Source organism: Streptococcus infantis (assembly GCF_019929665.1).
Lineage (GTDB): Bacteria > Bacillota > Bacilli > Lactobacillales > Streptococcaceae > Streptococcus > Streptococcus infantis_H.
Genome location: NZ_JAHZPZ010000002.1, coordinates 86332 through 112077 on the forward strand (window position 1 = coordinate 86332; position 25746 = coordinate 112077).

General features: G+C 39.7%; 30 protein-coding genes and 1 pseudogene. 4 read left to right on the top strand and 27 right to left on the bottom strand.

The features are described 5' to 3' along the window. Window positions 1-77: 77 nt before the first annotated feature. The 19 genes from K1I61_RS03760 to K1I61_RS03850 form a co-directional block, all read right to left on the bottom strand. Complete coding sequence (locus tag K1I61_RS03760) at window positions 78-362, bottom strand: GIY-YIG nuclease family protein (protein ID WP_223333299.1); 285 nt, start codon at window positions 360-362, stop codon at window positions 78-80. Beyond that, window positions 352-1101 carry a tRNA1(Val) (adenine(37)-N6)-methyltransferase gene (locus K1I61_RS03765; RefSeq protein ID WP_223333300.1) on the bottom strand — a complete coding sequence of 250 codons (750 nt, stop codon included), beginning with the start codon at window positions 1099-1101 and terminating at the stop codon, window positions 352-354. The genes K1I61_RS03760 and K1I61_RS03765 overlap by 11 nt, the downstream gene beginning before the upstream one ends. Window positions 1102-1149: 48 nt before the next feature. Further along, on the bottom strand, window positions 1150-1512 hold the full coding sequence (locus tag K1I61_RS03770) for a S1 RNA-binding domain-containing protein (protein WP_004252382.1): 363 nt from the start codon (window positions 1510-1512) through the stop codon (window positions 1150-1152). 1 nt (window position 1513) lies between these two features. Next, complete coding sequence (locus K1I61_RS03775; protein WP_223333302.1) at window positions 1514-2914, bottom strand: bifunctional Cof-type HAD-IIB family hydrolase/peptidylprolyl isomerase; 1401 nt, start codon at window positions 2912-2914, stop codon at window positions 1514-1516. Window positions 2915-2994: 80 nt separating this feature from the next. Beyond that, window positions 2995-3498, bottom strand: a complete 504-nt coding sequence (locus K1I61_RS03780) for a GNAT family N-acetyltransferase (RefSeq protein ID WP_223333304.1) — start codon at window positions 3496-3498, stop codon at window positions 2995-2997. 99 nt (window positions 3499-3597) lie between these two features. Continuing rightward, entirely contained in the window at window positions 3598-3837 is a 240-nt protein-coding gene (gene rpsR / locus K1I61_RS03785) for a 30S ribosomal protein S18 (protein ID WP_000068664.1), read from the bottom strand. 31 nt (window positions 3838-3868) lie between these two features. Continuing rightward, window positions 3869-4339: a single-stranded DNA-binding protein gene (locus K1I61_RS03790; protein WP_036755226.1), complete on the bottom strand. Its 471-nt coding sequence runs from the start codon at window positions 4337-4339 to the stop codon at window positions 3869-3871. Window positions 4340-4350: 11 nt separating this feature from the next. Further along, window positions 4351-4641, bottom strand: coding sequence for a 30S ribosomal protein S6 (gene rpsF / locus K1I61_RS03795; RefSeq protein WP_002896497.1), 291 nt, complete (start codon window positions 4639-4641; stop codon window positions 4351-4353). A gap of 129 nt (window positions 4642-4770) precedes the next feature. Further along, window positions 4771-5427, bottom strand: a complete 657-nt coding sequence (locus K1I61_RS03800; RefSeq protein ID WP_006148127.1) for a CBS domain-containing protein — start codon at window positions 5425-5427, stop codon at window positions 4771-4773. 315 nt (window positions 5428-5742) lie between these two features. Beyond that, window positions 5743-6453, bottom strand: a complete 711-nt coding sequence (locus K1I61_RS03805) for an ABC transporter ATP-binding protein (protein ID WP_006151996.1) — start codon at window positions 6451-6453, stop codon at window positions 5743-5745. After that, a complete protein-coding gene (locus K1I61_RS03810; protein ID WP_006151788.1) occupies window positions 6453-7217 on the bottom strand; it encodes an ABC transporter ATP-binding protein in 765 nt (254 codons plus the stop codon). Before K1I61_RS03810 ends, K1I61_RS03805 begins: the two co-directional genes overlap by 1 nt. Further along, the gene (locus tag K1I61_RS03815) at window positions 7217-8173 is read right to left on the bottom strand and encodes a branched-chain amino acid ABC transporter permease (protein WP_006151638.1); all 957 of its coding nucleotides are present in this window, start codon (window positions 8171-8173) and stop codon (window positions 7217-7219) included. Before K1I61_RS03815 ends, K1I61_RS03810 begins: the two co-directional genes overlap by 1 nt. Before the next feature lie 3 nt (window positions 8174-8176). Continuing rightward, complete coding sequence (locus K1I61_RS03820; protein ID WP_214262189.1) at window positions 8177-9046, bottom strand: branched-chain amino acid ABC transporter permease; 870 nt, start codon at window positions 9044-9046, stop codon at window positions 8177-8179. Window positions 9047-9161: 115 nt separating this feature from the next. Beyond that, complete coding sequence (locus K1I61_RS03825) at window positions 9162-10322, bottom strand: ABC transporter substrate-binding protein (RefSeq protein WP_004252370.1); 1161 nt, start codon at window positions 10320-10322, stop codon at window positions 9162-9164. A gap of 87 nt (window positions 10323-10409) precedes the next feature. After that, window positions 10410-10679, bottom strand: coding sequence for a YlbG family protein (locus K1I61_RS03830; RefSeq protein ID WP_004252368.1), 270 nt, complete (start codon window positions 10677-10679; stop codon window positions 10410-10412). 75 nt (window positions 10680-10754) lie between these two features. Next, window positions 10755-11345 carry an ATP-dependent Clp protease proteolytic subunit ClpP gene (gene clpP / locus K1I61_RS03835; protein ID WP_004252366.1) on the bottom strand — a complete coding sequence of 197 codons (591 nt, stop codon included), beginning with the start codon at window positions 11343-11345 and terminating at the stop codon, window positions 10755-10757. Window positions 11346-11505: 160 nt separating this feature from the next. Continuing rightward, the gene (gene upp, locus K1I61_RS03840; RefSeq protein ID WP_004252365.1) at window positions 11506-12135 is read right to left on the bottom strand and encodes a uracil phosphoribosyltransferase; all 630 of its coding nucleotides are present in this window, start codon (window positions 12133-12135) and stop codon (window positions 11506-11508) included. Between the two features lie 90 nt (window positions 12136-12225). Continuing rightward, window positions 12226-12693: a deoxycytidylate deaminase gene (locus K1I61_RS03845; RefSeq protein WP_006155564.1), complete on the bottom strand. Its 468-nt coding sequence runs from the start codon at window positions 12691-12693 to the stop codon at window positions 12226-12228. An 18-nt stretch (window positions 12694-12711) separates the two neighbouring features. Then, window positions 12712-13269 carry a TetR/AcrR family transcriptional regulator gene (locus tag K1I61_RS03850; protein ID WP_016466600.1) on the bottom strand — a complete coding sequence of 186 codons (558 nt, stop codon included), beginning with the start codon at window positions 13267-13269 and terminating at the stop codon, window positions 12712-12714. 124 nt (window positions 13270-13393) lie between these two features. Here K1I61_RS03850 and K1I61_RS03855 point away from each other — a divergent pair, with 124 nt between their 5' ends. Together K1I61_RS03855 and aao are read left to right on the top strand one after the other, a co-directional pair. After that, the gene (locus tag K1I61_RS03855; protein WP_223333306.1) at window positions 13394-14239 is read left to right on the top strand and encodes a DegV family protein; all 846 of its coding nucleotides are present in this window, start codon (window positions 13394-13396) and stop codon (window positions 14237-14239) included. Between the two features lie 56 nt (window positions 14240-14295). Then, complete coding sequence (gene aao / locus K1I61_RS03860) at window positions 14296-15471, top strand: aminoacetone oxidase (RefSeq protein WP_223333307.1); 1176 nt, start codon at window positions 14296-14298, stop codon at window positions 15469-15471. A gap of 41 nt (window positions 15472-15512) precedes the next feature. Here the strand turns inward: aao and K1I61_RS03865 are convergent, their stop codons facing one another. Continuing rightward, entirely contained in the window at window positions 15513-16253 is a 741-nt protein-coding gene (locus K1I61_RS03865) for a MerR family transcriptional regulator (protein ID WP_223333308.1), read from the bottom strand. Window positions 16254-16482: 229 nt separating this feature from the next. On the opposite strand from K1I61_RS03865, the gene K1I61_RS03870 reads away from it, so the two are divergent. Next, window positions 16483-17823: a sodium-dependent transporter gene (locus K1I61_RS03870; RefSeq protein WP_223333309.1), complete on the top strand. Its 1341-nt coding sequence runs from the start codon at window positions 16483-16485 to the stop codon at window positions 17821-17823. Between the two features lie 41 nt (window positions 17824-17864). On the opposite strand, the gene manA is transcribed toward K1I61_RS03870, so the two are convergent. The 3 genes and pseudogenes from manA to K1I61_RS03885 all read right to left on the bottom strand — a co-directional run bounded on the left by manA (window position 17865) and on the right by K1I61_RS03885 (window position 19580). Next, the gene (gene manA, locus K1I61_RS03875; RefSeq protein ID WP_223333313.1) at window positions 17865-18809 is read right to left on the bottom strand and encodes a mannose-6-phosphate isomerase, class I; all 945 of its coding nucleotides are present in this window, start codon (window positions 18807-18809) and stop codon (window positions 17865-17867) included. Between the two features lie 120 nt (window positions 18810-18929). Further along, window positions 18930-19085: pseudogene (locus K1I61_RS03880) on the bottom strand (family 1 glycosylhydrolase); the annotation flags it as partial. A gap of 234 nt (window positions 19086-19319) precedes the next feature. After that, the gene (locus K1I61_RS03885) at window positions 19320-19580 is read right to left on the bottom strand and encodes a SemiSWEET family transporter (protein ID WP_025170330.1); all 261 of its coding nucleotides are present in this window, start codon (window positions 19578-19580) and stop codon (window positions 19320-19322) included. A gap of 322 nt (window positions 19581-19902) precedes the next feature. Between K1I61_RS03885 and K1I61_RS03890 the strand changes: the two genes are divergently transcribed. Then, window positions 19903-20247: a LapA family protein gene (locus tag K1I61_RS03890; protein ID WP_049503129.1), complete on the top strand. Its 345-nt coding sequence runs from the start codon at window positions 19903-19905 to the stop codon at window positions 20245-20247. 177 nt (window positions 20248-20424) lie between these two features. On the opposite strand, the gene K1I61_RS03895 is transcribed toward K1I61_RS03890, so the two are convergent. The 4 genes from K1I61_RS03895 to K1I61_RS03910 all read right to left on the bottom strand — a co-directional run bounded on the left by K1I61_RS03895 (window position 20425) and on the right by K1I61_RS03910 (window position 25738). Then, window positions 20425-20772, bottom strand: a complete 348-nt coding sequence (locus K1I61_RS03895; protein ID WP_020901924.1) for a VOC family protein — start codon at window positions 20770-20772, stop codon at window positions 20425-20427. Between the two features lie 254 nt (window positions 20773-21026). After that, window positions 21027-22802: a pyruvate oxidase gene (gene spxB, locus K1I61_RS03900; protein WP_006148113.1), complete on the bottom strand. Its 1776-nt coding sequence runs from the start codon at window positions 22800-22802 to the stop codon at window positions 21027-21029. A gap of 332 nt (window positions 22803-23134) precedes the next feature. Continuing rightward, window positions 23135-25357 (bottom strand): heavy metal translocating P-type ATPase, encoded by a 2223-nt coding sequence (locus tag K1I61_RS03905; RefSeq protein WP_223333317.1) that lies wholly within the window; start codon window positions 25355-25357, stop codon window positions 23135-23137. 9 nt (window positions 25358-25366) lie between these two features. After that, on the bottom strand, window positions 25367-25738 hold the full coding sequence (locus K1I61_RS03910) for a cupredoxin domain-containing protein (RefSeq protein WP_004252344.1): 372 nt from the start codon (window positions 25736-25738) through the stop codon (window positions 25367-25369). Between the last annotated feature and the right edge of the window lie 8 nt (window positions 25739-25746).

A 25746-nucleotide genomic window follows, 5' to 3' on the forward strand; every position in this document is an offset into this window, starting at 1 on the left:
CCTCGTTTCTTTATTCTCTTTATTGTAGCATTTTTTTTAATTTTTGACAAAAGTAAGAGGAGCCAAAGGACTCCTCATTACTTATCAAAAGCATCGACTAAATTCTTATTTTGACACTCTTTGAGATAATGTTCTTTTTGCATGCGTGTCTTGCGCTTGAAAAGAGCTTCAGCAGACATGGCCTCTTCCTTGCTGTCAAAACCTTCCGCAAAGATGAGTTTTACTGGCAAGCGAGTTCGTGTATACTTGGCTCCTTTACCGCTATTGTGCACGGCAATCCGTTTCTTCACATCTGTTGTATAGCCTGTATAGTAGGAAGCATCACGGCACTCTACCACATACATATAAGCCTTATGATCCATAGTAAATCTCTTGAATTTCTGGTGTATAAGTACCATCACTATTATGAACAATGAGTGGTGGTAAAACCTTAAAACCACTAGTGGAGCCGTCCTTAATAGCCTCAATCAAAAGCATATTGGCTTCCTTCTCCCGTTTAGGATAAACAAATTGCAGACGTTTTGGAGCCAGATTATGCTGTTGGAGCGTAGCTAAGATATCTAATAATCGATCAGGACGATGAACCATTGCCAAACGTCCATTTGATTTGAGAATACTCTGGGCACTACGACAGATTTCCTTAAGATTGGTTGTAATTTCATGCCGAGCTAAAAGATAATGCTCACTTTCGTTCAGATTAGAATTTGGATCCACTTTAAAATAAGGCGGATTGCATAAAATCAAATCAACCTTGCTCCCCTGAATGTGACTAGGCATATTCTTCAAATCATCACAGATGACCTGCATCTGTCCGTCCAGCCCATTTAAACGCACTGAGCGTTCAGCCATATCAGCAAGACGTTCCTGAATTTCTACAGATAGAATTTTAGCCTTGGTCCGGCTACTGGCAAACAGTCCAACAGCTCCATTGCCCGCACAAAAATCCACAATTAACCCATTTTTAGGGAAACGAGGGAAACGCGACAGGAGAACACTATCAACTGAATAGCTGAAAACCTCTCTATTTTGAATAATCTTGATATCTGTAGAGAAGAGTTGATTAATGCGCTCTCCTGATTTTAATAATTGTTCTTCGTTCATACTTCTATTATAACAAAATATAATAACATCACAATGATTTAAGGGATATCAATTACTGTTTTTCTTTAAATGTTCCAAGGCTTCTCGTGTCCAAACAGGCATCATGCGACCAAGCGGCGCGAATCCATGTTTGATGCGATCATTCGAAAAACGTCTCCGTCTAGGAAGTTGATGTTTTTCTTCTTCCAAGGTACGAATGGAAAGACTAGCCTTCCCTGTATATTCGTCAAAATCTACTACTTGTACCTGGACTTCATCACCGATTTTTAAAACCTCGTAAATATTCTCGATAAATCCTGTCCGAATCTCCGAAATATGAATCAGGCCTGTCACTCCTGTTTCTAACTCAACAAAAGCTCCATAGGGCTGAATCCCAGTAATACGGCCATTTAGCTTATCACCGATTTTCATTTTAGTCCTCAATTTCAATAGTTTCAATTACGACATCTTCAACTGGCTTGTCCATTGCACCTGTTTCGACACCTGCAATTGCATCCAGAACTTCGTAAGAAGCTTCATCCGCAAGTTGACCGAATACAGTATGACGACGGTCTAGGTGAGGAGTTCCACCTTGTTCTGCATAAATCTCCGCAATTGGTTCTGGCCAACCACCACGAGCAATTTCTTTCTTAGAATATGGCAAGTGTTGATTCTGCACGATAAAGAACTGGCTGCCATTTGTATTTGGCCCAGCATTAGCCATAGAAAGGGCTCCGCGGACATTGTAAAGTTCTTCTGAAAACTCATCCTCAAATGACTCACCATAGATAGATTCACCACCCATACCAGTTCCAGTTGGGTCTCCACCTTGAATCATAAAATCTTTAATAATACGGTGGAAAATCACACCGTCATAGTAACCATCTTTTGATAGAGCAATAAAGTTGGCTACTGTTTTTGGTGCGTGATCAGGGAAAAGTTTGACACGCATATCCCCATGATTTGTCTTAATAGTCGCAATTGGACCTTCTACTGTTTCAATGTCTACTTGTGGAAAATGTAATTCTTTTTCTACCATACCAAATCCTTCTAAGGCATCAAAGATGCCATCTTCTTCTAATGTTTTTGTAATATAATCTGCTTTTTCTTTGATTTTTTCATGAGAAACACCCATAGCGACACTAATGCCTGCATAATCAAAGAGTTCTAAATCGTTAAGTCCGTCCCCAAAAACCATCACATTTTCAGGTTTAAGACCTAATTGGTCTGCCACTTTGACAACTCCAGCTGCCTTAGAACCAGAAATAGGCACCACATCTGACGAATGTTCATGCCAACGTACCATACGTAAAGTCGATGCCAAAGTATCAGGCAAGACAAGGTCATCACCCTGCTCCTCAAAGGTCCACATCTGATAAATATCTTCTTTTTGGTAAAAATCAGGGTCCACCTCTAAATCAGGATAAATTGGGTCAATCGCCTGGCTAATCATCTCTGTTCGCCTTGATAGTTTAGCAGCTTGGCTTCCCACCAAACCATAATCAATTCCAACTTCTTTGGTCCAAGTAATATATTCTTCAACCTTATCTTTAGCAATTTTGTTACTATAAATGACATTGCCCTTTTTGTCCTCAATATAAGCACCATTCAAGGTTACAAAGAAATCAGGTTTGAGGGCTTTAATCTCTGGGACGACACCAAAAATACCTCGACCAGTCGCAATTCCTGTCAAAATTCCTTTATCACGTAATTGTTTAAAGGCTGTTGGAATAGTACTTGGAACAAAACCTGTCTTTGAATTTCGTAAAGTATCATCTATATCAAAAAAGATAATTTTAATCTTCTTAGCCTTGTATCTTAACTTGGCATCCATCATAATACCTCCTTCAATTCACTCTTTCCATTATACCATAAAGTAGAGAAATCCCACATCCCCAATAAAATCCTTGTCTCTTATACGAATTCCTTTACTAGATACAAAACCAAATCATCATTATTTTGGCTAGTTGCATTCATTTCCAAGGGTTGATTTCGATACCAGACACCTGTCCCATCTGGAATGTAGCCCCGTCTGATATACAATCTCTGGGCAGGGCCATAGCCTAAGTGCAAACCTACACCAAGAGTGACCTTACTCGAAACAAACTTGACTCGTTTTTCTGCTTCTTCTAGCAGTTGATTCCCAATCCCTTGATTTCGAAAAGGCTCAAACACATTAAAATCTGATAATTCTGGATAGATTTCTGCAAAAGGACCATGTTTAGCAGAGGGCAAAATGGTAATGTAGCCCACTACAGCACCATCAATCTCTGCAACTAAGACTTCTCTCTCCCCACTTTCCTGTTCCAGAAAATATCTAGCTAAAATTTCCTCTCTACCAGGCCAACCCTGATTCATAAATCCATGAGATAAGGATTCAATATCAGACTTAATCATATTTCTAATCCTACAATTCATCTTTGACTTACCCACCTTTACTCTTTCTATTGCCATTATAGCACACCAAGGTCAGAAAAAAACTATCTCGTGAAAAAAAGACCCGTAAGGGTCTTTTCTTTAATCTTCGTTTACGAAAGGCATCAAAGCCATTACGCGCGCGCGTTTGATAGCTGTTGTTACTTTACGTTGGTTTTTAGCTGAAGTTCCAGTTACACGACGTGGAAGGATTTTCCCACGTTCTGAAACGAAACGGCTAAGAAGCTCAGTATCTTTGTAATCAACATATTCAATTTTGTTTGCTGCGATGTAATCAACTTTTTTACGGCGTTTGAATCCGCCACGACGTTGTTGAGCCATGTTTTTTCTCCTTTATAGTATTAATTGTCCATTAGAATGGTAAATCATCATCTGAAATATCCAAAGGATTGGTTGATCCAAATGGATTTTCATCACGTGAAAAGTCAGGTACTGAATTTGTAGGTGCTGCATGACTAGCAGTTGGTGCAGAATAAGCTCCACCACTTTGTCCTTCACGAGCACTACGGCTTTCCAACATTTGGAAATTTTCAGCTACGACTTCTGTCACGTAGACACGTTGTCCTTGCTGGTTATCGTAACTACGAGTCTGAATACGACCTGTAATCCCGACAAGAGAGCCTTTTTTAGCCCAGTTAGCAAGATTTTCAGCCTGTTGGCGCCACATAACGACATTGATAAAATCAGCCTCACGTTCGCCATTTTGACTCTTGAATGTACGGTTTACTGCAAGAGTAAAAGTCGCAACTGCTACATTTGATGGGGTATAACGTAACTCAGCGTCACGTGTCATACGCCCTACAAGTACAACATTGTTAATCATAATCTACCTTCTTACGCGTCAAGTTTGACGATCATGTGACGAAGAATGTCAGCGTTGATTTTTGAAAGACGGTCAAACTCTTTAAGAGCTGCGTCGTCGTTTGCTTCAACGTTAACGATGTGGTAAAGTCCTTCACGGAAATCTTGGATTTCGTATGCAAGACGACGTTTTTCCCAATCTTTTGATTCAACAACAGTTGCACCGTTGTCAGTCAAGATAGAGTCAAAACGTGCTACCAAAGCGTTTTTCGCTTCTTCTTCAATGTTTGGACGAATGATATAAAGAATTTCGTATTTAGCCATTGATATGTTCCTCCTTTTGGTCTAATGACCCCAAGCCTTTGCAAGGGGTAAGTGAGGTTTGCTCACAATAAACTATTATACTAGAAAAAAATTTTTTTCGCAAGCTTAAAGTAAGTTATATTTTTCTTTTTAGAGTTTTTTTGCAGAAGTTTTTGTAATTTCATCAACGAGAATATTTTCATCCTCGAATTTCTTTTTCAATGAAGAAAGGTCAATGCTTCCCTCAATTTGTACTTCAATAACAATTTTACCATCCTTACGCGGAATGTTAACAGTGTGAGAGATATTAAGATTTTCTTCAACAATTAAAGAAACAATCTTACCTAAGACCCCAACTTCATTTTCTGTGATAAAACGAACACGGATTCCCTCTTCACCATAACCAGCGATTTCAAGAAAGGCACTGAATACATCGCGATCTGTAATGACTCCATACAATTGTCCATTATCAACAACTGGCAAAATACCAATCTTATTTTTAAGCATGAGATAAGTTGCATCTTCTAAACTTGCATAGCCTGAGACAGTAACAACATCTCTAATCATGACGTCTTTTACTTTGGTCTTATTAAGCAAATAATTCATCTCGAAGATTGAAAGACTAGTCGCTTTTGAAGGACTAGCTTCAGCGATTGTCCCTTCTGTTACCAAGCCTACTAATTTATCATTCTCAATAACAGGGAGACGGTGCAAGCCTTGCTCGCGCATCAAATCTGCTGCGTGTGCAACAGTTGTATCAGGACTGATATAAACGACCTTGCGTGTCATAAAATCTTTAACTGCCATAGGAAATCTCCTTTATGTTTATAGTTTTATTATACACTTTTTACGGAAAGCTATCAAACGCTTTCATTTCTTTTTCAAGATTCAGAAAAATCTGAAGGACTTTACGAAAAAGAGCTCAACTTAGAGCCCTTAATCTTATACTCATGTAGATTGTATGATTGCTTTGCAATCTTTATCCGCCGACTAAAACAATCTCTAAGACTAGATGTGGATTGCTTGGCAATCTTTATCTGCCGACTAAAAAGGTCCCCCAGACTATAGTGGGATTGCGTGCGCAATCTCCATCCACAACCTAAACTAGTCTCCCAGACTAGTTTAGCCACCTAGATATGCTTTTCTGACTTCATCTGATGCTGCGAGTTCTTTTCCTGTTCCTGATAGGACAATCTTTCCTGTCTCAAGAACATATCCTCGGTCAGCGATAGCTAGTGCTTTATTAGCATTTTGCTCAATCAAGAGAACTGTTGTTCCTTGTTTTTGAATATCTTGGATGATATCAAAAATTTCTTGGATAAAGATTGGCGCAAGCCCCATTGATGGTTCATCTAATAAAAGTAGTTTAGGCGTTGACATGAGTGCACGTCCCATGGCAAGCATCTGCTGTTCACCACCAGATAGAGTAGCCGCATCTTGATTTTTACGTTCTTCCAAACGAGGGAAACGAGAGAAGACTTTCTTCAAATTTGCTTGATTCTCTTCACGATTTTTCTTAAGAAAGGCTCCCATCTCCAAGTTTTCCAAAACAGTCAAACCAGGGAAGACATGACGTCCTTCTGGTACTTGAGAAAGTCCTGATGCCACAATCTTCTGTGCAGGCATTTTTTGGATTTCTTGTCCCAAAAATTCAATTCGACCAGAACTTGGGCGCACAAGTCCTGATAGGGTACGAAGGATGGTTGTTTTACCTGCACCATTAGCACCGATAAGTGAAACAACTTCCCCTTCATTAACTTCAAAGCTCACATCACGTACAGCTTGAATCATACCGTAGTGAACTGAGAGGTTTTCAACTTTTAACATAGACATTAGGCTTCACCTCCAAGATAAGCTTCGATAACACGTTTATTGTTCTTGATTTCATCTGGTGTCCCATGAGCAATCAAACGACCGTACTCTAGAACATAGATACGTTCAGTGACTTCCATGACCAAGTTCATATCATGTTCAATCAGCATGATGGTAATCTTGAATTCATCCTTGATGCGACGGATCAACTCAGTCAATTCTGCAGTTTCTTGGGGGTTCATACCTGCTGCAGGCTCATCTAAGAAGAGGATTTTAGGTTCTGTAGCAAGGGCACGAACAATTTCCAAACGACGTTGTTGGCCATAGGCTAAGTTTTTAGCTAAGGTTTCAGCATCACCATCTAAATCAAAGATTTTTAGTAATTCTAAGGCTTTGGCTTTTAATTCTTTTTCATTCTTATAAAAAGCTGGCAAGCGCAAGAAACTTGCAAAAACATGTTGTTTATGATGGTTACTAAATGCAATAAGAACGTTATCCAAAACTGTCAAGTCTTTAAAGAGGCGGATGTTTTGGAAGGTACGCCCTAAACCAAGAGCAGCAATTTTATAAGGTTGCTTGCCATTTAACAAGTGACCATCTAAGGTTACTGTTCCTTCACTTGGTTCATAAACTCCTGTCAGCAAGTTGAAAAGAGTTGTTTTCCCAGCTCCGTTCGGTCCAATCAAGCCAACAAGTTCACCTTCGTTCAATTCTAGAGTTACATCTCCAACAGCAGTCAGACCACCAAAATGCTTGGTTAACTGTTTTACTTCAAGTAATGCCATTAGTTTTGCCCCTCCTTCTTACCTTTTTTAAAGAGTTTTGATAGGCTCAATTCCCATGTTCCTAGAAGGCCTCCTGGTCTGAAGATCATAACAAGTACCAAGGCCAAAGCATAGATAATCATACGAACGCTAGCCACATCTTGAAGGAACATATTCAAAATACCAAGAACAATCGCAGCGACAATTGCTCCTGTAATTGATCCCAAGCCACCAAATACAACGATAATTAAAACGTTGATAGAATTGATAAAGCTATAATCCTTTGGCACAACAGAACCAATAAATCCTGCTTGAAGGGAACCTGCAATACTTGCAGTCATAGCTCCAAATACAAATGCGATAATTTTGATTTTTGTTGTATTGACCCCGACAGACTCTGCTGCAATTTCATCTTCACGAACAGACAAGGTTAAACGACCGATTGGACTACGAAGGAAATTCAGCGTTGCAATTGTCGTAATCACGGCAAAAATGTATACCATTTGCCAATTAGTAAAGTTTGGAATACCAAGGATACCAGCAGCTCCGTTTGTTAAATCACCACCATTGACGATTAGGATACGGATAATTTCAGCAACCCCAAGTGTCGCAACTGCAAGGTAATCCCCCTTCAAACGAAGGGTAGGAATTCCAACGACCAAAGCAACCAAACCAGCAATGATAGCACCAAGCAACATAGCTCCAAAAAAGGCACCATAAGTTGGAGATTTAGAACCAATAATGGCTGCTGCATAGGCACCGATAGCCATGAACCCAGCATGTCCAAGAGAAAATTGACCAGAGAAACCAACGATAAGGTTAAGTCCTACTGCAAGAATAATATTGATACCGATTTGTTCTAGAATCTGAATATGGAAAAGGTTTAAAATACCAAACGAAACTAATAAGCTAATCACACCATATCCAAGCAACAAAAGGAGCAACCAGAGAATATTAACTTTTAAATTTTCTTTCATTGTTTACACCTTCTCTTTCACATTCTTACCAAGGATACCAGCTGGACGAACAATCAAGATCAATAGCAAGATTCCGTACACGATAGCATCACGGAAATCTGACATTCCGAAGGCTGTTGCAAAAGTTTCCAATAGTCCGATCACAAAACCTCCGAGAGCTGCACCAGGAATAATACCGATACCACCTAAAACGGCAGCCACGAATGACTTAATACCCGGAGTCATTCCCATCAATGGTTCAAGAGAGTTGTAGTAAAGGGCAATCAAGACACCTGCTGCACCAGCCAGAGCTGATCCTAATGCAAAGGTGAAACTGATTGTACGGTTTACGTTGATCCCCATTAACTGAGCTGCATCACTATCTACAGATACGGCACGCATGGCTTTCCCCATTTTTGTTTTTTGCACGATGAGTTGCAAAAGAATCATCAAGACAATCGAAACTGTCAAAATCAACAATTGAATATTTGTTAGACTGATTGGACCCAAGTCATAACGAACTGTTTGGATTGCTTGAGGGAAGGCGCGTGTATTGGCACCTACTAGATAGACCATTCCATACTCAAGCAAGAAGGATACCCCGATAGCAGTAATCAATACAGAGATACGAGTTGAATGTCGGAGTGGACGGTAGGCTAGAAACTCGATGATAACACCGAGAATTGCTGAACCAATCATGGACAAAATTAAGGCTAAAAAGAAATTTAAATGGAGGGAATTAATCAAGAAATAACCCATGAAAGCACCCATCATATAGATATCACCGTGGGCAAAGTTAATAAGCTTGATAATTCCATAAACCATAGTATAACCAAGGGCTAGCAAGGCATAGACACTACCCAAGATTAAACCATTGACAAGTTGTTGAAGCATATGGTTCACTCTTTCTAAGTTTTATTTTTAGGATTTTATAAAAAAATAATCCCTTTATAAATACCGAAACAGGGAGTGAGTAAAAGCTCATTCCCCATTTACGATATCTATAAAATTAAGGTTTTACGACTTCTGCCGCATCTACTTTACCATTATTCATGGTCATCATGAAGGCTGTTTTCACAGTGTTATGATCTGCATCAAAGCTTGTTTGACCTGTAACACCTTCGAAGTTTTGTGTTTTAGCAAGATTGTTCTTGATATCAACTGAAGTTTTTGCACCTTTTGCTGCATTAGCTACAAGGTAAACTGAGTCATAAGCAAGAGCTGCAAATGTTGAAGGATCTTCGTTATATTTTGCACGATAAGCTTCAAGGAAGGCTTTTGCTTTATCTGAAACATCAACAGTAGTTGAGAATCCAGAGATGAAGTAGATATTTGATGCGCGTTCAGCAGTTGCTTGTTGAACAAATTCTGCACCGTTAAATCCGTCACCACCGATGATTGGCTTATCAATTCCCATACCACGAGCTTGGTTTACAATCTTACCAGCTTCTGTATAGTAACCTGGCAATACGATTGCATCAAAGTCTTTATCTTTGATTTTTGTCAAAGCTGCTTGGAAGTCTGTATCACCTGATACAAATGTTTCGTCTGCTACGATTTCACCTTTGAATGAATCACGGAAAGATTTTGCAATACCTTTAGCGTAGTCACTTGAGTTATCTGTATACAAGACCACTTTCTTAGCGTTCAATTTGTTTGAAACGTAGTTTGAGATGATTTTTCCTTGGAAACTATCTTGGAATGTTCCGATGAAGAGGAAATCTTGACCTTTTGTCAAACCATCTTGAGTAGCACTTGGAGAAATCAATGGAACTCCAGCTTGTGTAGCATTTGCTACTGCCGCTGCAGTTGCACCTGAAGTCGCAGGTCCTACAATAGCTGCTACCTTAGATTGAGTCACAAGGTTTGTTGAAACAGAAGCAGCTTCAGCAGTTTCAGATTTGTTATCTTTGTCGACTACTTCGATTTGTTTTCCATCGATACCACCTGCTGCGTTGATTTCATCAACTGCAAGTTGAGCACCCTTTTGCTCAGAAGTACCGTAAGATGCTACAGCACCAGTTTCTTCGAAGTTGAAACCAATTTTTACAACTTTTTCATCAATTGGGTTACCAGTTGTGTTTGAAGCTCCTGACTTCACTTCCCCACAAGCTGCTAAAAGAGCTGTACTTGCAAGAGCTACAAGTGACAATGCAAATTTTTTCTTCATGTTTATCTCCTTTTAATGTTCAATTTAAATTACATGTTAAGAATATACCGAATTATCAGAAAATTGTCAACAAGTTTCTCTCACTTTTTAAATGATAACGTTTTCGCTAGTTTTATAAAGGTTCCCAACGAAAGGAGTTTCCAATTCTTGGATATGACAAACTCTCACTTTCTTGATAAATTTCTCTTTTCCTAAACGATTTACCAGCTCTTCTACTTCCTCTGTTGGAACATAAAGTTGTAGGTAACGATGTTTTTTTGAGTGGTAACAAATATCACCATAATTTGCGAGTTTTTTAGCATCGCGATTATAGTATAAATAGATAATCAGACCAGACCGATTCTCTTTTTGAAACATAATTCAACTTCCTTCTTACAATCTTCCTTCTATTATATCAAAAAAAACAAGCTCAGTCGAGCTTGCTTTAGTAGTTTAATTCAAAGAATTATTAGCCATAATTTCGTCAATAAAACCGTAGTCAAGAGTTTCTTGAGCGCTCATCCAGTAATCACGTTCAGCATCTTTATGGATTTGCTCAACAGATTTGCCAGAATTATCTGCTAGGATTTGCTCCAAAGTCTTACGAGTTTTAAGTAAGTGTTCAGCAGCGATGGCCATATCAGTCTGCTGAGTACCACCACCTGTACCACCCATTGGTTGGTGAATCATGTATTCTGCATTTGGAAGCATGAAACGTTTACCCTTTGCTCCACTTGATGCAATGACAGTCCCCATTGAGGCTGCCATTCCCATAACGATAGTTTGGACATCTGCCTTGATAAAGTTCATAGTATCAACGATTGCCAAACCAGCTGATACAGAACCTCCAGGAGTGTTTACATAAAGGTAAATATCTTTTGTACTATCTTGGGCATCCAAGAAAAGTAATTGGGCGATAACTGAGTTTGCCATATTGTCTTCGACTGGTCCAGTCAACATGATAATGCGGTCCTTAAGAAGACGTGAGTAAATGTCATACGAGCGTTCTCCACGACTTGTTTGTTCAATAACTACAGGAATCATTCATTTCTCCTTTTGATTTCTAATTTCTTTGTTAATAGGATTATTATATATCCTTGGTCAAAAAAGGTCAAATTTTTGCTCTATCCTACTAACAGATACAAAAATTCAACCTCCTTTCAAAACTAAGACTAGGCTATAGTCTCAATATCACTTTAGAATCTTATTTTGTTCCGAACAAGCGGTCTCCAGCATCTCCAAGACCTGGAACGATGTAACCATGTTCGTTCAAGCGTTCATCCAAAGCTGCTGTAAAGATTTCTACATCAGGGTGTGCTGCTTGAAGTGCCTTCACACCTTCTGGAGCTGATACAAGGCAGACAAACTTAATGTTTGAAGCTCCACGTTTTTTGAGAGAGTCTACAGCCAAAATTGCTGATCCACCTGTTGCAAGCATAGGATCAACTACAAAAATTTGACGTTGGTCAATATCTTCAGGTAATTTTACCAAGTATTCTACTGGTTGAAGGGTTTCTTCGTCACGGTACATACCAATGTGACCAACTTTTGCTGCTGGAACCAAACTCAATAGTCCATCAACCATACCAATACCTGCACGCAAGATTGGGACAATCGCCAATTTTTTACCAGCCAACTGTTTTTGAACTGTTTTTGTGATAGGTGTTTCGATTTCTACATCTTCAAGTGGAAGATCACGAAGCACTTCATATCCCATCAACATTGCAATCTCGTCTACTAGTTCGCGAAAAGCTTTTGTAGAAGTGTCAGTGCGACGCAAGATTGATAATTTGTGTTGAATCAGTGGATGATTAATAACTTCAAGTTTTCCCATTTTCAGAATTCCTTCTTTCAATTTATTCTTCTTATTATATCAAAAAATGGTTTAAAAAGCTTTCTAAACCATTTATTTTTTTTATAATTTCTAGATTAGGTGAGCCTCTTGGAGAGCTGCCTGCACTGTTTCAAGTGGTAGGTGAGTTAATTCTGTTCCCTTTTCTTGATAAAGGTGTTGGGCATAGTCATCCATACGGTATTGGTTGATATAAACAACACGCTCACAACCTACCTGAAGCAGTTGTTTTGTACAGTTGAGGCATGGAAAATGAGTGACATAGGCTGTGAAACCTTTTGGAACGCCACGCTCTGACCCTTGTAAGATAGCATTCACTTCTGCATGAAGAGTGCGGACACAGTGGCCTTCAATCACCAGACAGTCATGATCTATACAATGCTCTGTTCCTGATACAGAACCATTATAGCCTGTTGAAATAACCTTGTTATCCTTGACTAAAACAGCTCCTACCTTGGCACGTTTACAGGTTGAGCGATTGGCAATCAATAGGGCTTGAGCAGCAAAATACTCATCCCAAGCTAGTCTTTTTTCTGTCATAGCATTTCTCCTCATGTTTTATTTTTTGAAAAATGGCAGGCGTAAATCTGCGATTTTTTCAGCAGGAACCTTCATCCCATCCTTGATCCATTTAAGCAAGACCGATACGATGGCCGAACTCCAAAAAGAATGCAGGTAAGAACTGACACCTTTTGATTTTCCATAGTATTTTTCTAGAAATTCTTGCATGGCTTGCACAAAGATTTTTTCTAAGTGATAGTCTAGGGCAAGCTGAATAACTTTGGCTTCTTTCTTGGCTTCTCTAAAGAGGTGAACCCATACGAGATAAAGGTCTGTTTTAACATCGTAATGGCCTAATTGCTCCATGATATTATGGACGCTACGTTTAAAGACACTTTCTAAAATCTCTTCTTTTGAATCATAGTTTCGATAAAAAGCTGCACGAGAAACGCCAGCACGCTTGACTAACTCAGAAATGCTAATCTTAGCCAACTCTTTTTTCTCCAAGAGTTGCAAAAGAGCTGTTTCAATCGCTTCTCTGGTTAGCAAATTAGATTCTTGATTTGATTTTCTAAGGTTTTCAAGCGATTTTTCAGATATTTTACGTTCAGACATAACAATTTCTTTCTACTTGTGACAACAGAGAGGTACTACTTTTGTTTCAAGGGCTTTCATGATATAATTGTAAAAAAAGACAGAACCTTTGTCAATGTATAAGTGATAAAGATGGAGAATTTCTATGACTTGGAAGATTGTAGCTGACTCTGGTTGTGATTATCGCCAGCTGGAAAACCTTGCTTTTGATACTGAATTTGTCAGTGTTCCCTTAAAGATTCAGGTAGCAGATCAAGTCTTTGTCGATGATGCCAATCTGGATATCGATAAGATGATGGAAACTATGTATGCGACTTCTGAAGCTTCAAAATCAGCCTGCCCTAGTCCTGATGATTACTTACGAGCATTCGAAGGTGCCAAACATATTTTTGTAGTGACTATCACTGGAACTCTCTCTGGTAGCCACAATAGTGCTCAATTAGCTAAGAATATCTATCTCGAAGACCACCCTGACACTCAGATTCACGTTATTGATAGTTTGTCTGCTGGTGGAGAGGTAGACTTAATTGTTGAGAAAATCAATGACTTGATTGACCAAGGACTTTCTTTTGAAGAAGTGGTTGAAGTGATTACTACTTACCAAGAAAAAACGAAGTTGTTGTTCGTTCTTGCTAAAGTGGATAACTTGGTTAAAAACGGTCGATTGAGTAAGCTTATTGGTACAGTTGTCGGGCTCCTCAATATTCGTATGGTCGGGGAAGCAAGCGAAACCGGAACCTTAGAACTCCTCCAAAAGGCTCGTGGTGCTAAAAAGTCTCTTCAGGCTGCTTATGAAGAGTTAATCAAAGCTGGCTACGCTGGTGGGCGTATCGTCATGGCTCACCGCAGCAATGAAAAATTCTGCCAACAGCTCTCAGAGCTCTTACGAGAAAAATACCCACAAGCTGACATTAGAATCATCCCAACTTCTGGACTCTGCAGTTTCTATGCGGAAGAAGGTGGGCTCCTCATGGGATACGAAATCAACTAATAAATCTGACAAGAGATGTCTAATCATCTCTTGTTTTTTTATGGTACAATACTCTTATGAAACATTTTGATACTATTGTCATCGGAGGTGGCCCTGCTGGTATGATGGCTACGATTTCCAGTAGCTTTTACGGGCAGAAAACCCTTCTCATTGAAAAAAATCGGAAACTTGGAAAAAAATTAGCTGGAACTGGTGGTGGTCGTTGCAATGTAACTAACAACAGCACTTTAGACGACCTACTAGCTGGAATCCCAGGCAATGGGCGATTTCTTTACAGTGTCTTCTCCCAGTTTGATAACCATGATATCATTAATTTTTTCACGGAAAATGGTGTTAAACTCAAGGTTGAAGACCACGGACGTGTCTTCCCAGCCAGCGATAAATCGCGAACCATAATCGAGGCTCTGGAGAAGAAAATTACGGAACTAGGCGGGCAAATTGCTACTCAAACAGAGATTGTTTCTGTTAAAAAGATAGACGACCAGTTTGTCCTTAAGTCCGCAGACCAGACCTTTACTTGTGATAAACTCATCGTCACAACTGGTGGCAAATCCTATCCTTCTACTGGTTCAACTGGTTTTGGCCACGAGATTGCCCGTCATTTCAAACACACCATTACCGAACTTGAGGCTGCTGAAAGTCCCTTATTGACTGATTTCCCGCATAAGGCCTTGCAGGGAATTTCCCTAGACGATGTAACTCTTAGCTGTGGTAAGCATGTTATTACCCATGACCTGCTCTTTACCCACTTTGGTTTATCTGGTCCCGCTGCTCTGCGTATGTCAAGCTTTGTCAAGGGTGGCGAAATCCTATCTTTAGATGTCTTGCCACAACTTTCTGAAGGCGACTTAATAAATTTTCTAGAAGAAAACCGTGAAAAATCCTTAAAAAATGCCTTGAAATCTTTGTTGCCAGAACGCTTGGCAGAATTCTTTGTCCAAGGATACCCTGAAAAAGTTAAACAGCTAACTGAAAAAGAACGGGACCAACTTATCCAGTCTATCAAGTCCCTCAAGATTCCTGTAACAGGGAAGATGTCCCTTGCCAAGTCCTTTGTGACTAAGGGAGGGGTCAGCCTCAAGGAAATCAATCCTAAAACGCTAGAAAGTAAATTGGTTCCTGGACTCCACTTTGCTGGCGAAGTACTAGATATCAATGCCCACACAGGTGGCTTTAACATCACTTCCGCCCTCTGCACCGGCTGGGTGGCAGGAAGTCTGCATTATGATTAAACTTTAAAGTAAGAAATCGGCAGAGATTACTCCGCCGATTTTTATTTTGTCTGAGTTCTAACATAGTGGGCAATAACATCTGAAGTGTATTGAGCTGTTCCTGGCCCAAATTTGTCAATGTTTTCCTTGAACTCTGGATTATAGACATAGCCTTGGCCGATATAACCGAAGACCTCGATAGAGCAGTCAAATCCATAAGTACGAATAGCTTGTAAGAGCTTGGCTGCTTCCTCTTGATTTTCAGATTCTGTTATCGGCAGACCAGCTTTGAGATTTTGAGCCAAGGCTTGAAAGACTTGATTAAAGGCTGATGCAACCTCATCCTCTCGTCCTTTTTGACGATCAAGGGCTTGATCCATGACTTCTTGGCCATACTTGTCTACCGCCTCTTGGTGGTATTTTTGATTGTCTTGGTAGCTAAATCCAGTGAATTTTTCTTGAACGGTCATTTTTATTTCTCCTTTTTGTTCTTGAATGGTTTTTTGTAAGGTTGAAATTAAGGTATCCAGATGTTGCCTCTCCTGGGTTAAATAATCCAACTGTCTAGTTAAATGTGACAATATATCTGTCGTATCTTCCTTCAATAACTCTGCTATTCTTTCTAAAGAAAAGCCTAGATACTTGTAATAGAGGATAACCTGAAGTCGTTCTAAATCCTCTTGACTGTAAGTTCGATAGCCATTTTCTGACTTTAACGGAACTAAGAGTCCAATCTTATCATAATGGTAGAGGGTCTTGACGGAGACACCTGAAAATTGCGCAGCTTCTTTGATATGGTACATGATTTCCTCCCCACATGAATAGTATATCCCCTTACCTTAGGGTAGAGTCAAGTATTTTATCATATTTTTTATGAAAACATGAAAATCGCTTTCTTGACAGGCTTCAGAAAACATGATAGGATAATCAAGTCTATCAATCAAATAAAAAGCTCAAAAGAGCAATTGAGAGAGGGCTATTTGACAACTCAAGTAGCCTTTTCTTATTTTAAAAATAGATTGGAGTTTAACGATGTCTGAAAAATCGCAATGGGGCTCAAAACTGGGTTTCATCCTTGCATCTGCTGGTTCTGCAATTGGTCTTGGAGCAGTTTGGAAGTTCCCTTACATGACTGCTGCTAATGGTGGTGGTGGATTTTTACTGGTCTTTCTAATCTCGACACTATTGATTGGTTTCCCTCTTCTACTGGCTGAGTTTGCCCTTGGTCGAAGCGCTGGCGTGTCAGCAATCAAAACTTTTGGAAAACTTGGCAACAATCAAAAGTACAACTTTATTGGTTGGATTGGTGCCTTTGCTCTTTTCATCCTTCTCTCATTTTATAGTGTCATTGGAGGTTGGATTCTGGTATACCTTGGTATCGAGATTGGAAGATTATTCCACCTAATCGGAAATGGAGATTATGCCCAGCAATTCTCTTCCATCATTTCTAATCCAGTTATTGCTTTAGGAGCCCAAGCAGCCTTTATCTTCCTCAATATTTTCATCGTATCACACGGCGTTCAAAAAGGTATTGAAAGAGCATCTAAGGTTATGATGCCCCTACTTTTTATCATCTTTATTGTTATTATCGGGCGTTCTCTTAGCTTGCCAAATGCTATGGAAGGCGTCGTTTACTTCCTCAAACCTGACTTTTCAAAACTAACAAGTGCTGGACTTCTCTATGCACTGGGTCAATCTTTCTTTGCCCTATCCCTTGGAGTTACAGCCATGTTGACTTACGCTTCCTACCTAGACAAGAAAACTAAGCTGGTCCAATCAGGAATGTCCATCGTTGCCTTGAACATCTCTGTATCGATTATGGCTGGACTTGCGATTTTCCCTGCTATGTCAGCCTTTAATATCCAATCTGAAGGTGGACCGAGTCTCCTCTTTATTGTTTTGCCGCAACTCTTTGACAATATGCCTTTTGGTACTATTTTCTATATCCTCTTTCTCTTGCTTTTCCTCTTTGCGACTATAACTTCATCAGTCGTTATGCTTGAGATCAATGTTGGTAACATCACCAACCAAGACAATCGTAAGCGTGCCAAGTGGAGTATGATTTTAGGAATCTTGACTTTTGTCTTTGGTATCCCTTCGGCCCTATCCTATGGTCTTATGGCTGATGTCCATATCTTTGGAAAGACCTTCTTTGACGCCATGGATTTCTTGGTTTCCAACCTCCTCATGCCTTTCGGTGCTCTCTGCTTGTCCCTGTTTACAGGCTATATTTTCAAGAAAACACTGGCAATGGAGGAACTTCATCTTGATGAAACACCTTGGAAACAAGGACTTTTCCAAGTCTGGCTCTTCCTTCTTCGTTTCATCATTCCAATTATCATCATCGTGGTCTTTATCGCCCAATTTATGTAAATACAAAAAGGACTTGAGAATATCTCTCAAGCCTTTTCTTTTTATGGATGGCTAACAATCAATTCTAGACCTTGCCCTTCCAAGGTCCAAGCTTCAACATCACTTGGCAAGATAAAGTGGCTACCTTTTTGAATTGGATAATCTTTTCCGTCTACAGTCAGTTTCCCTTGACCAGCCAAGACACTCAACAAGCTGTAATCAGCCGTCTTCTCAAATTCAACTTTTCCTGTGATTTCCCACTTGTAAACTGCAAAGAAATCATTAGAGACAAGTAAAGTTGAACGCAAATCATCTGCTTTGACAGTCACAGGACGGCTGTTTGCAGGCTCACCAATATTCAAAACATCGATTGATTTTTCAAGATGAAGTTCACGCAAGTTGCCATTATCATCCTTACGGTCAAAGTCATAAACTCGGTAGGTAGTATCACTAGACTGTTGCGTTTCAAGGATTAAGATACCTGCACCGATAGCATGCATAGTTCCACTTGGTACATAGAAGAAATCTCCAGCCTTAACAGGTACTTTTGTAAGCAAGGCATCCCAGTTCTTATCCTCTATTTGCTGACGGAGTTCTTCTTTTGACTTAGCATTGTGCCCATAGATAATCTCTGAGCCTTCATCTGCAGCGATGATGTACCAGCACTCTGTCTTTCCAAGTTCGCCTTCATGCTCTAATCCGTAAGCATCGTCTGGGTGAACTTGGACGCTAAGCCAGTCGTTAGCATCGAGTATTTTGGTCAAAAGTGGAAATACAGGTTCTGGACGGTTGCCAAACAATTCACGGTGTTCCGCATACAAAGTAGCTAGGTCTGTTCCCTCGTAGCGTCCATTTGCAACCTTTGAAACGCCATTTGGATGAGCTGAGATTGCCCAATATTCTCCGATTTTTTCACTTGGGATGTCGTAACCAAACTCATCACGTAGCTTGGTACCTCCCCAAATTTTTTCTTGCATAACTGATTGTAAAAATAATGGTTCTGACATGTCAATCTCCTGTCTGATTTTTCTCCCTTCATTATAGCAAAAAAAGAGTTCGAATTGAACTCTTTTTCACATCTTATAAATTAGGGAGAAGATTTTATAAAAATAGTGAACAAATGTGCTCTACTCAATACTTGCACCATTGCTGGCAATGACATCCTTGTACCAGTAGAAGGATTTCTTCTTGCTACGTTTGAGAGTCCCATTTCCTGCGTTATCTCGATCCACATAGATAAAGCCATAGCGCTTGTTCATTTCGCCTGTTCCAGCCGAAACCATCCGGAAAAGTCAGTTTTTCGGTCATAAGTCTACTCAACTTTCTTATTTGCTTGTTCATTTACTTATATTATAGCTCATTCTGAAACCTTTTCTTATAAAATACTGTGACATACTGATACTATTCTACTATTTAAGTTGATCAGATTGTTTTTTAAAAAATTATCCTCTCGAAAAAGCAAATAGCCTCCCCGGAAACAAAAAAAGAAGACTGAAAACTAGTCTCCTCTGTTCCTTTTAAATCAAAGCTGTGATAGCGGTTACTAGGCCAAAAATAATACCTGGTGCATTCGCTGCTGCAAGGGGGATATCTCTTTCTTTTTTGAAAAGACCGTAGTAGACCCATAGACTACAGTTGATCGCTGCAACCAAGGGCTCAATGAAATTTCCTTTTTGACCAGCCAGATTGTCCATGATTTGTGGGAAGTAAGACATATACATCATAACAGACATAAAGGTCGCTACCCAACCTAACATTTTCATTTGTTTTTCAGTTATTTTCAAAACCTATTTCATTTTTACTGAATCTTATTTTATAATCTTCTTTCAAAACAATCAAGACTTTGAAGCTTTTGTTATAAAGATGTAAACTATCACAATCTTGTGAGAAGAAAGAGGGAACAGAAAAAAGACTGGATTGCTCCGATCTGTTTAGTCAATCAAATATTAGAAAATGAATACTCCTTTTCAATGAATCGATTGATGGTAAATAAGCTGTTAGAAATTATTGACAGTATCGAAATTTTCTAGTAAAATGAATTTTGTTAATACCTAAATGGTGTGTAATTTTCTATCAACATAGTCAGGAGAAAAGGAACTTATGCTAAAAAAATTTAATGAATTGTCACTGAAAGATAAGGCTTATCTAATTGGCGGTTTGATCTTATTAGTCATTGTGATCTCCTTTGGTCTGCTCAATCGTCAAACAGTAACTGTCAGTCTTGTCTTTACACAACTATCTGCTCCCTTGATTTTGGTGATTTTTACTTGTCTAGTAATCGGGATCATTGTTGGTAGTGCTATTGGTTTTAGCTATCACCATGGCAAGACTCAAGAGCTGAAAAGCCGCATTGCTGAAGCAGAAACGACTATCCATAAAAAAGACAAGGAGCTTCTCCAGTACAAGGAACAGGTGCAACAATTAAAACAGGAAGCCAAACAATAAGTGTAGAAATCATAACCACCCGTCAGCGGGTGGTTTTTTGTCTCGCACCTAATGGAACGAGACGGACTGAAAATCGCATAACAGAAAAAAAACCGGATTGCTCCGATCTTTCAATAGTTCATATTCTCACATTCTGTTTTAAGAATAGTTAAGGTTATCTTCAAATGACTAAGCCCCTTATTTCATACGATAAAAATCAAGCACTAGACCAGCAGGACCTTTAACTAATAAGGACTCTGTTCCCCAATCCGTTTCACAAGGACCGTGTAAAATCTCGACACCTCTCTCTTTTAAACGTTGGTAATTCTGCTCTAGATCCTCAATCTCAATGTGAAGAATGATACCTGACTGAAAATCTTCCAAAGGAATCAAATGATTTTGGGACAACATTAGACAATGACTGCCAATCGTGAACTGAGCAAAGCCTTGATCAACATAATCTGCCTGTTTATCCAAAATACGCTCCAAGTCAGCACAGACTTGAGGAATACTTGAAACGATGATATCTAATTGATTTAAATTCATTAACTATCCTCCAGAAAAAGACCGGATTGCTCCGATCTTTTCAAGTTTCTCTCTATGAAAATCAAAGAATAAACAAGGCGGAACCAAGTTTGATGGCAAATCTTTGCTCATCAAACTACGAAAAATCCTTTAGGACTTTTTCTAGGCTCCGCACTAGATTCCATCATTGAAAATTAAGGTTTCAATGATGAAATCGTCGGCAGTAACCTAATAAAGAAGTCTACAAATTTATCTTTGATTTTCGACGAGAGAAATTATTTAATTGCGCGTGATTGCAATCCTTCTTCTTCCAAGAAGAGGCGGAATGGTACGAGTTCTTCTGCTTCGTATTTTTCCTTGAAGGCTTTGATTGCTTCTTCTGAGTGTTGTTTTGGATCCAACTCAAGTACTTCTACTGGAAGTGGACGATGTGGAGTGATGTGAGCATCGATCACAACAGTTTTACCTTCTTTGTTCAATTTAACAGCTTCTGCAACAACTGCATCGATGTCTTCGATACGGTCAACTGTAAATCCTACAGCACCTTGCGCTTCAGCGATTTTCGCATAGTCAGCATTAGGGAAGTCACAACCAAACAAGTGTTTGTTTGTGTCCTCGTATTTGTCCTTGATGAAGGCATATTTACCATTTGAGAAGACAACGTTGATAACTGGAAGGTCGTATTGAACGTTTGTGATAACGTCTGGGTAGCACATGTTGAATGCACCGTCACCCATGATGTTCCATACTTGGCGATCTGGATTGTCTTTCTTAGCAGCGATACCACCAGGAAGGGCAATACCCATTGTCGCAAAGAGTGGAGATGTGCGCCACATGTTCTTAGGTGTCATGTGAAGGTGACGAGTAGATGTTTGAGTAGTGTCACCTACGTCGATTGAGTAGATAGCGTCTTGATCAGCATGTTTGTTGATTGCATTGTAGACTTGGTACAATTGCAATTCACCCTCAGTTTTACCTTCGAGTTTGTTCATGTAATCACGCCAGTTTTGGTTGTTCTTCACGTTTGCACGCCACCATGGAGTAGACTCAACTGGGTTTACTTTATCAAGGATAGCTTTAGCTGCTTGACCTGCATCACCAAGGATAGAAGCGTCAAGAGCGTGACGTTTACCAAGTTTGTAAGGGTCGATATCCACTTGGATGAATTTTTCAGTGTTTTTGAATGCTTCGTAAACTTCAGCAAATGGGAAGTTTGAACCAAGGAAAAGAACTGTGTCTGCTTCAAAGACCACTTCGTTGGCTGGCTTCCAACCAACACGGTAAGCAGAACCTGTCAAACCTTCGTAGTTCCATTCGAAAGCTTCAAAGTTTTTACCAGTTGTGATGATTGGTGCTTTGATTTTACGTGACAATTCAGTGATCACTTCACCAGCTTTAACACCACCGTAACCAGCGTAGATCACTGGGCGTTCAGCGTTGTTCAAAATTTCAACAGCTTTATCAATTTCAACTTCGTTCAAAGCAGGAGCGATGAATGAACGCTCGTATGAACCTGAACCGTAGTATGAGTTTTCGTCGATTTCTTGGAAACCAAAGTTTACTGGAATTTCAACGACAGCTGGACCTTTTTTAGAAACGGCAGCACGGCAAGCTTCGTCAATAACTTTTGGTAATTGCTCTGCGTAAGCTACACGTTTGTTGTAAACAGCGATACCGTTGTACATTGGGTTTTGGTTCAATTCTTGGAAGGCATCCATGTTCAATTCGTTAACTGGACGTGATCCAAGGATAGCAAGGAATGGAGTGTTATCCATAGCTGCATCGTAAACACCGTTGATCAAGTGAGTCGCACCAGGTCCACCTGAACCAACTGCAACACCGATAGATCCGCCAAATTTAGCTTGCATAACCGCTGCAAGAGCACCTGTTTCTTCGTGACGAACTTGCAAGAAACGGATATCTTTGTCTTCAGCCAAAGCGTCCATAAGTGAGCTGAGTGTTCCTGATGGGATACCGTAGATAGTATCTACGCCCCATGTTTTCAATACGTTGAGCATTGCTGCAGATGCAGTAATTTTCCCTTGAGTCATAATGATAACTCTCCTTCAAAATAATTTCATATATTTACAAAAAACGCTTTTATATGTTATTTGAAAACGATTCAGTAAATTTACAATCCTAATTTATCACATTTGATTTTAGATTTCTAAGTATATGCTCAGAAACTTTCATTCTCTATTACAGTACAGTTTGGAAACGTTTTGAAAATCTGTTTTAGAATAGAAAAAAGCGGTTAAGACCGCCTTTTTATACTCAATGAAAATCAAAGAGCAAACTAGGAAGCTAGCCGCAGGTTGCTCAAAGCACAGCTTTGAGGTTGCAGATAAAGCTGACGTGGTTTGAATTTGATTTTCGAAGAGTATTAATCGACTTTAGTAAAATTAAGCATAAGAGAGCTGATTAAAACAGATACTGAACTAAAGGCCATGGCCAATCCTGCAAGTTCTGGATTGAGTACCAAACCAAGACCAGAAAACACTCCTGCTGCAATCGGAATACCAATGAGGTTATAGATAGAAGCCCAGAAAAGATTGAGTAGAATACGATTAAAGGTCTTCTTACTCATATCAAAAGCACGTGCCAATCCTAGTAAATTATTGGTTGTAAGGACAAGATCTGCGGATTCAATGGCAATATCTGTCCCAGAGCCCATTGCAATTCCGACATCCGCTACACTGAGGGCCGGCGCATCATTGATACCATCTCCAACAAAGGCCAATTTGCCATTCTTTTGAAGCTTGTGAATTTCATGTGCCTTTTCCTCTGGCAAGACATTTGCAATCACTTCTTCGATTCCAATTTGCTCTGCAATCGCATGCGCTACTCCAGCATTATCTCCGGTAAGCATGACCGTTCTAAGACCACGTTTTTTCAATTTAGCAATAGCTTCTCGAGCATTTTCCTTAGGGACATCCTGCAAGGCAATTAAGCCTTTTAACTGACCATCTACGGATAGGAAGACAACTGTTTTTGCTTCTTTCTCAAGCAAATCAAATCGTTCTTGATAATCATGTGGAATAGCAAGATCATCTAAAAGTTTGGCATTCCCAAGCAAGACTTGTTTACCATTAATATCCCCAGTCACACCTTTTCCATGTAAGGCTTGGAAGTTTTCAACAGGGTAAAGGCTAATTCCTAGTTCAGATGCACGATTTACAACTGCTTGAGCTAGCGGGTGTTGAGATACATCTTCCAGTGAAGCAGCCAAACTTAGCACTTCTCCTTCATCTCCGACAACATCTGTCACTACTGGCTTCCCTTCGGTCAAGGTTCCTGTCTTATCAAAAACAACTGTTTGGACTTTTTGGATTTCCTGTAAAACTGTACCATTTTTGAGAAGGATCCCCATCTTGGCACTTCGTCCTGTTCCAACCATAAGTGCTGTCGGTGTCGCGAGTCCTAGTGCACAAGGACAGGCAATTATCAAAACAGCAACTCCGTAGAGAAGTGAAGTCACAAAGCTATTTCCAAGTAAAACAAACCAGACCCAAAAAGTAAGAAGTCCTAAAATGACAACTGCTGGTACAAAAATCCCAGAAATCTTGTCTGTCAAATCTTGAATAGGAGCACGACTCGTTTGCGCTTTTTTCACAAAGTCCACAATCTGAGCCAGCATAGTCTCAGAACCAACTTTTTCAGCTCTAAAGATGATCGTACCACTATTATTGATGGTTGAACCAATGACAGCATCTCCAACTGATTTATCGACTGGAATACTTTCCCCAGTCACCATTGATTCATCAATACTCGTTTCACCTTCTAACACAGTCCCATCAACGGCAATTTTTCCACCTGGTCGAACGCGAATGAGATCCCCAACTTTGACTTGTTCTAGAGGTATTTGAACATAAACATCATCACGCAAAACCTCTGCTGTTTTTGCTTGTAGGTCTAATAATTTTTCGACTGCCTGCGAAGTATTTTTTCGCATTTTTTCCTCAAAAACTGCTCCCAAAAGAATGAAGAAGAGGATAAATGCAGCACTTTCAAAGTAAACGGGTAGACCAGTGAAGAGGGCAACTAAGCTATAGAAATAGGCCACTAGGGTTCCCAGAGCAACCAAGGTATCCATGTTGGAATTGTGCTTTTTAAAACTAGCCCAGGCGCTTCTGATATATGGAACTCCAGCTACCAGCATAATGGGTGTTGTGGCTAAAAAGGTGCCCCAACGCATGACTTGGTGACTAACTCCTCCTGTAGACATCCCAATCATGAGAATCACAAGAGGCACAGTAAAGATACTAGTAATCCAAAAACGTTGTAAAAGACTGAGAGACTTTTTAGTTTTTTCAACAACGGTGTAGGACCCCTTTTGCATCTTCATGCCGCATGAAAATTCATGCTCACCCAAGTCTTGAGGCGTAAAGCGAATGACTTTTTCCTCATCTTGAGCGATTGGTTCTAGGATCCCTTCTTCTTCGAAGAGAATTTCCTTATAACAGTTTGAAGGTGTCACACGATGAAAGGTAATCTCAGCAGGAATCCCTTTTTGCAGTTGAATGTGGGCTGGATGATAGCCTTTTTCTGCTGTAATACGAATTTTTTGCACACCATTTTCAAGGCTTGCCTTTACAATTTCGGTCATAGTCTTCTCCTATTCTACAATCATCTTACCGTGCATCATATTCATGCCACAAGAGAAACCATACTCACCTGCTTCTTCAGGAGTGATTTCAACCACATATTGGTCTCCCATAGGCAGATCAGCATGCACTCCAAAGTCTGGAAAAACGATTTGGTCCAAGCAAGGTGAAGGATCTTTTCGATCAAAAATAATACGAGCTGGTTGCGATTTTTTGAGGATAATAGTTCCTGGAGTGTATCCCCCCATGACTTCCACTCGAATTTCTTGATAGCCATTCTTTTGTTGAGCTCTCTTAGCATCTTCTTGCGGTTTTTTGAAAAACCAAAAGAGGATAAAAGCAATCATTCCTAAAACAACAATAGATACAAATAGATTTAACATAGCGTCTC

Bases quoted from the DNA above. Each gene is read 5' to 3' on its own strand.
- K1I61_RS03760 (WP_223333299.1), bottom strand. From the start codon at position 362: ATGGATCATAAGGCTTATATGTATGTGGTAGAGTGCCGTGATGCTTCC.
- K1I61_RS03765 (WP_223333300.1), bottom strand. From the start codon at position 1,101: ATGAACGAAGAACAATTATTAAAATCAGGAGAGCGCATTAATCAACTC.
- K1I61_RS03770 (WP_004252382.1), bottom strand. From the start codon at position 1,512: ATGAAAATCGGTGATAAGCTAAATGGCCGTATTACTGGGATTCAGCCC.
- K1I61_RS03775 (WP_223333302.1), bottom strand. From the start codon at position 2,914: ATGGATGCCAAGTTAAGATACAAGGCTAAGAAGATTAAAATTATCTTT.
- K1I61_RS03780 (WP_223333304.1), bottom strand. From the start codon at position 3,498: ATGAATTGTAGGATTAGAAATATGATTAAGTCTGATATTGAATCCTTA.
- rpsR (WP_000068664.1), bottom strand. From the start codon at position 3,837: ATGGCTCAACAACGTCGTGGCGGATTCAAACGCCGTAAAAAAGTTGAT.
- K1I61_RS03790 (WP_036755226.1), bottom strand. From the start codon at position 4,339: ATGATTAACAATGTTGTACTTGTAGGGCGTATGACACGTGACGCTGAG.
- rpsF (WP_002896497.1), bottom strand. From the start codon at position 4,641: ATGGCTAAATACGAAATTCTTTATATCATTCGTCCAAACATTGAAGAA.
- K1I61_RS03800 (WP_006148127.1), bottom strand. From the start codon at position 5,427: ATGGCAGTTAAAGATTTTATGACACGCAAGGTCGTTTATATCAGTCCT.
- K1I61_RS03805 (WP_006151996.1), bottom strand. From the start codon at position 6,453: ATGTCTATGTTAAAAGTTGAAAACCTCTCAGTTCACTACGGTATGATT.
- K1I61_RS03810 (WP_006151788.1), bottom strand. From the start codon at position 7,217: ATGGCATTACTTGAAGTAAAACAGTTAACCAAGCATTTTGGTGGTCTG.
- K1I61_RS03815 (WP_006151638.1), bottom strand. From the start codon at position 8,173: ATGAAAGAAAATTTAAAAGTTAATATTCTCTGGTTGCTCCTTTTGTTG.
- K1I61_RS03820 (WP_214262189.1), bottom strand. From the start codon at position 9,046: ATGCTTCAACAACTTGTCAATGGTTTAATCTTGGGTAGTGTCTATGCC.
- K1I61_RS03825 (WP_004252370.1), bottom strand. From the start codon at position 10,322: ATGAAGAAAAAATTTGCATTGTCACTTGTAGCTCTTGCAAGTACAGCT.
- K1I61_RS03830 (WP_004252368.1), bottom strand. From the start codon at position 10,679: ATGTTTCAAAAAGAGAATCGGTCTGGTCTGATTATCTATTTATACTAT.
- clpP (WP_004252366.1), bottom strand. From the start codon at position 11,345: ATGATTCCTGTAGTTATTGAACAAACAAGTCGTGGAGAACGCTCGTAT.
- upp (WP_004252365.1), bottom strand. From the start codon at position 12,135: ATGGGAAAACTTGAAGTTATTAATCATCCACTGATTCAACACAAATTA.
- K1I61_RS03845 (WP_006155564.1), bottom strand. From the start codon at position 12,693: ATGACAGAAAAAAGACTAGCTTGGGATGAGTATTTTGCTGCTCAAGCC.
- K1I61_RS03850 (WP_016466600.1), bottom strand. From the start codon at position 13,269: ATGTCTGAACGTAAAATATCTGAAAAATCGCTTGAAAACCTTAGAAAA.
- K1I61_RS03855 (WP_223333306.1), top strand. From the start codon at position 13,394: ATGACTTGGAAGATTGTAGCTGACTCTGGTTGTGATTATCGCCAGCTG.
- aao (WP_223333307.1), top strand. From the start codon at position 14,296: ATGAAACATTTTGATACTATTGTCATCGGAGGTGGCCCTGCTGGTATG.
- K1I61_RS03865 (WP_223333308.1), bottom strand. From the start codon at position 16,253: ATGTACCATATCAAAGAAGCTGCGCAATTTTCAGGTGTCTCCGTCAAG.
- K1I61_RS03870 (WP_223333309.1), top strand. From the start codon at position 16,483: ATGTCTGAAAAATCGCAATGGGGCTCAAAACTGGGTTTCATCCTTGCA.
- manA (WP_223333313.1), bottom strand. From the start codon at position 18,809: ATGTCAGAACCATTATTTTTACAATCAGTTATGCAAGAAAAAATTTGG.
- K1I61_RS03890 (WP_049503129.1), top strand. From the start codon at position 19,903: ATGCTAAAAAAATTTAATGAATTGTCACTGAAAGATAAGGCTTATCTA.
- K1I61_RS03895 (WP_020901924.1), bottom strand. From the start codon at position 20,772: ATGAATTTAAATCAATTAGATATCATCGTTTCAAGTATTCCTCAAGTC.
- spxB (WP_006148113.1), bottom strand. From the start codon at position 22,802: ATGACTCAAGGGAAAATTACTGCATCTGCAGCAATGCTCAACGTATTG.
- K1I61_RS03905 (WP_223333317.1), bottom strand. From the start codon at position 25,357: ATGACCGAAATTGTAAAGGCAAGCCTTGAAAATGGTGTGCAAAAAATT.
- K1I61_RS03910 (WP_004252344.1), bottom strand. From the start codon at position 25,738: ATGTTAAATCTATTTGTATCTATTGTTGTTTTAGGAATGATTGCTTTT.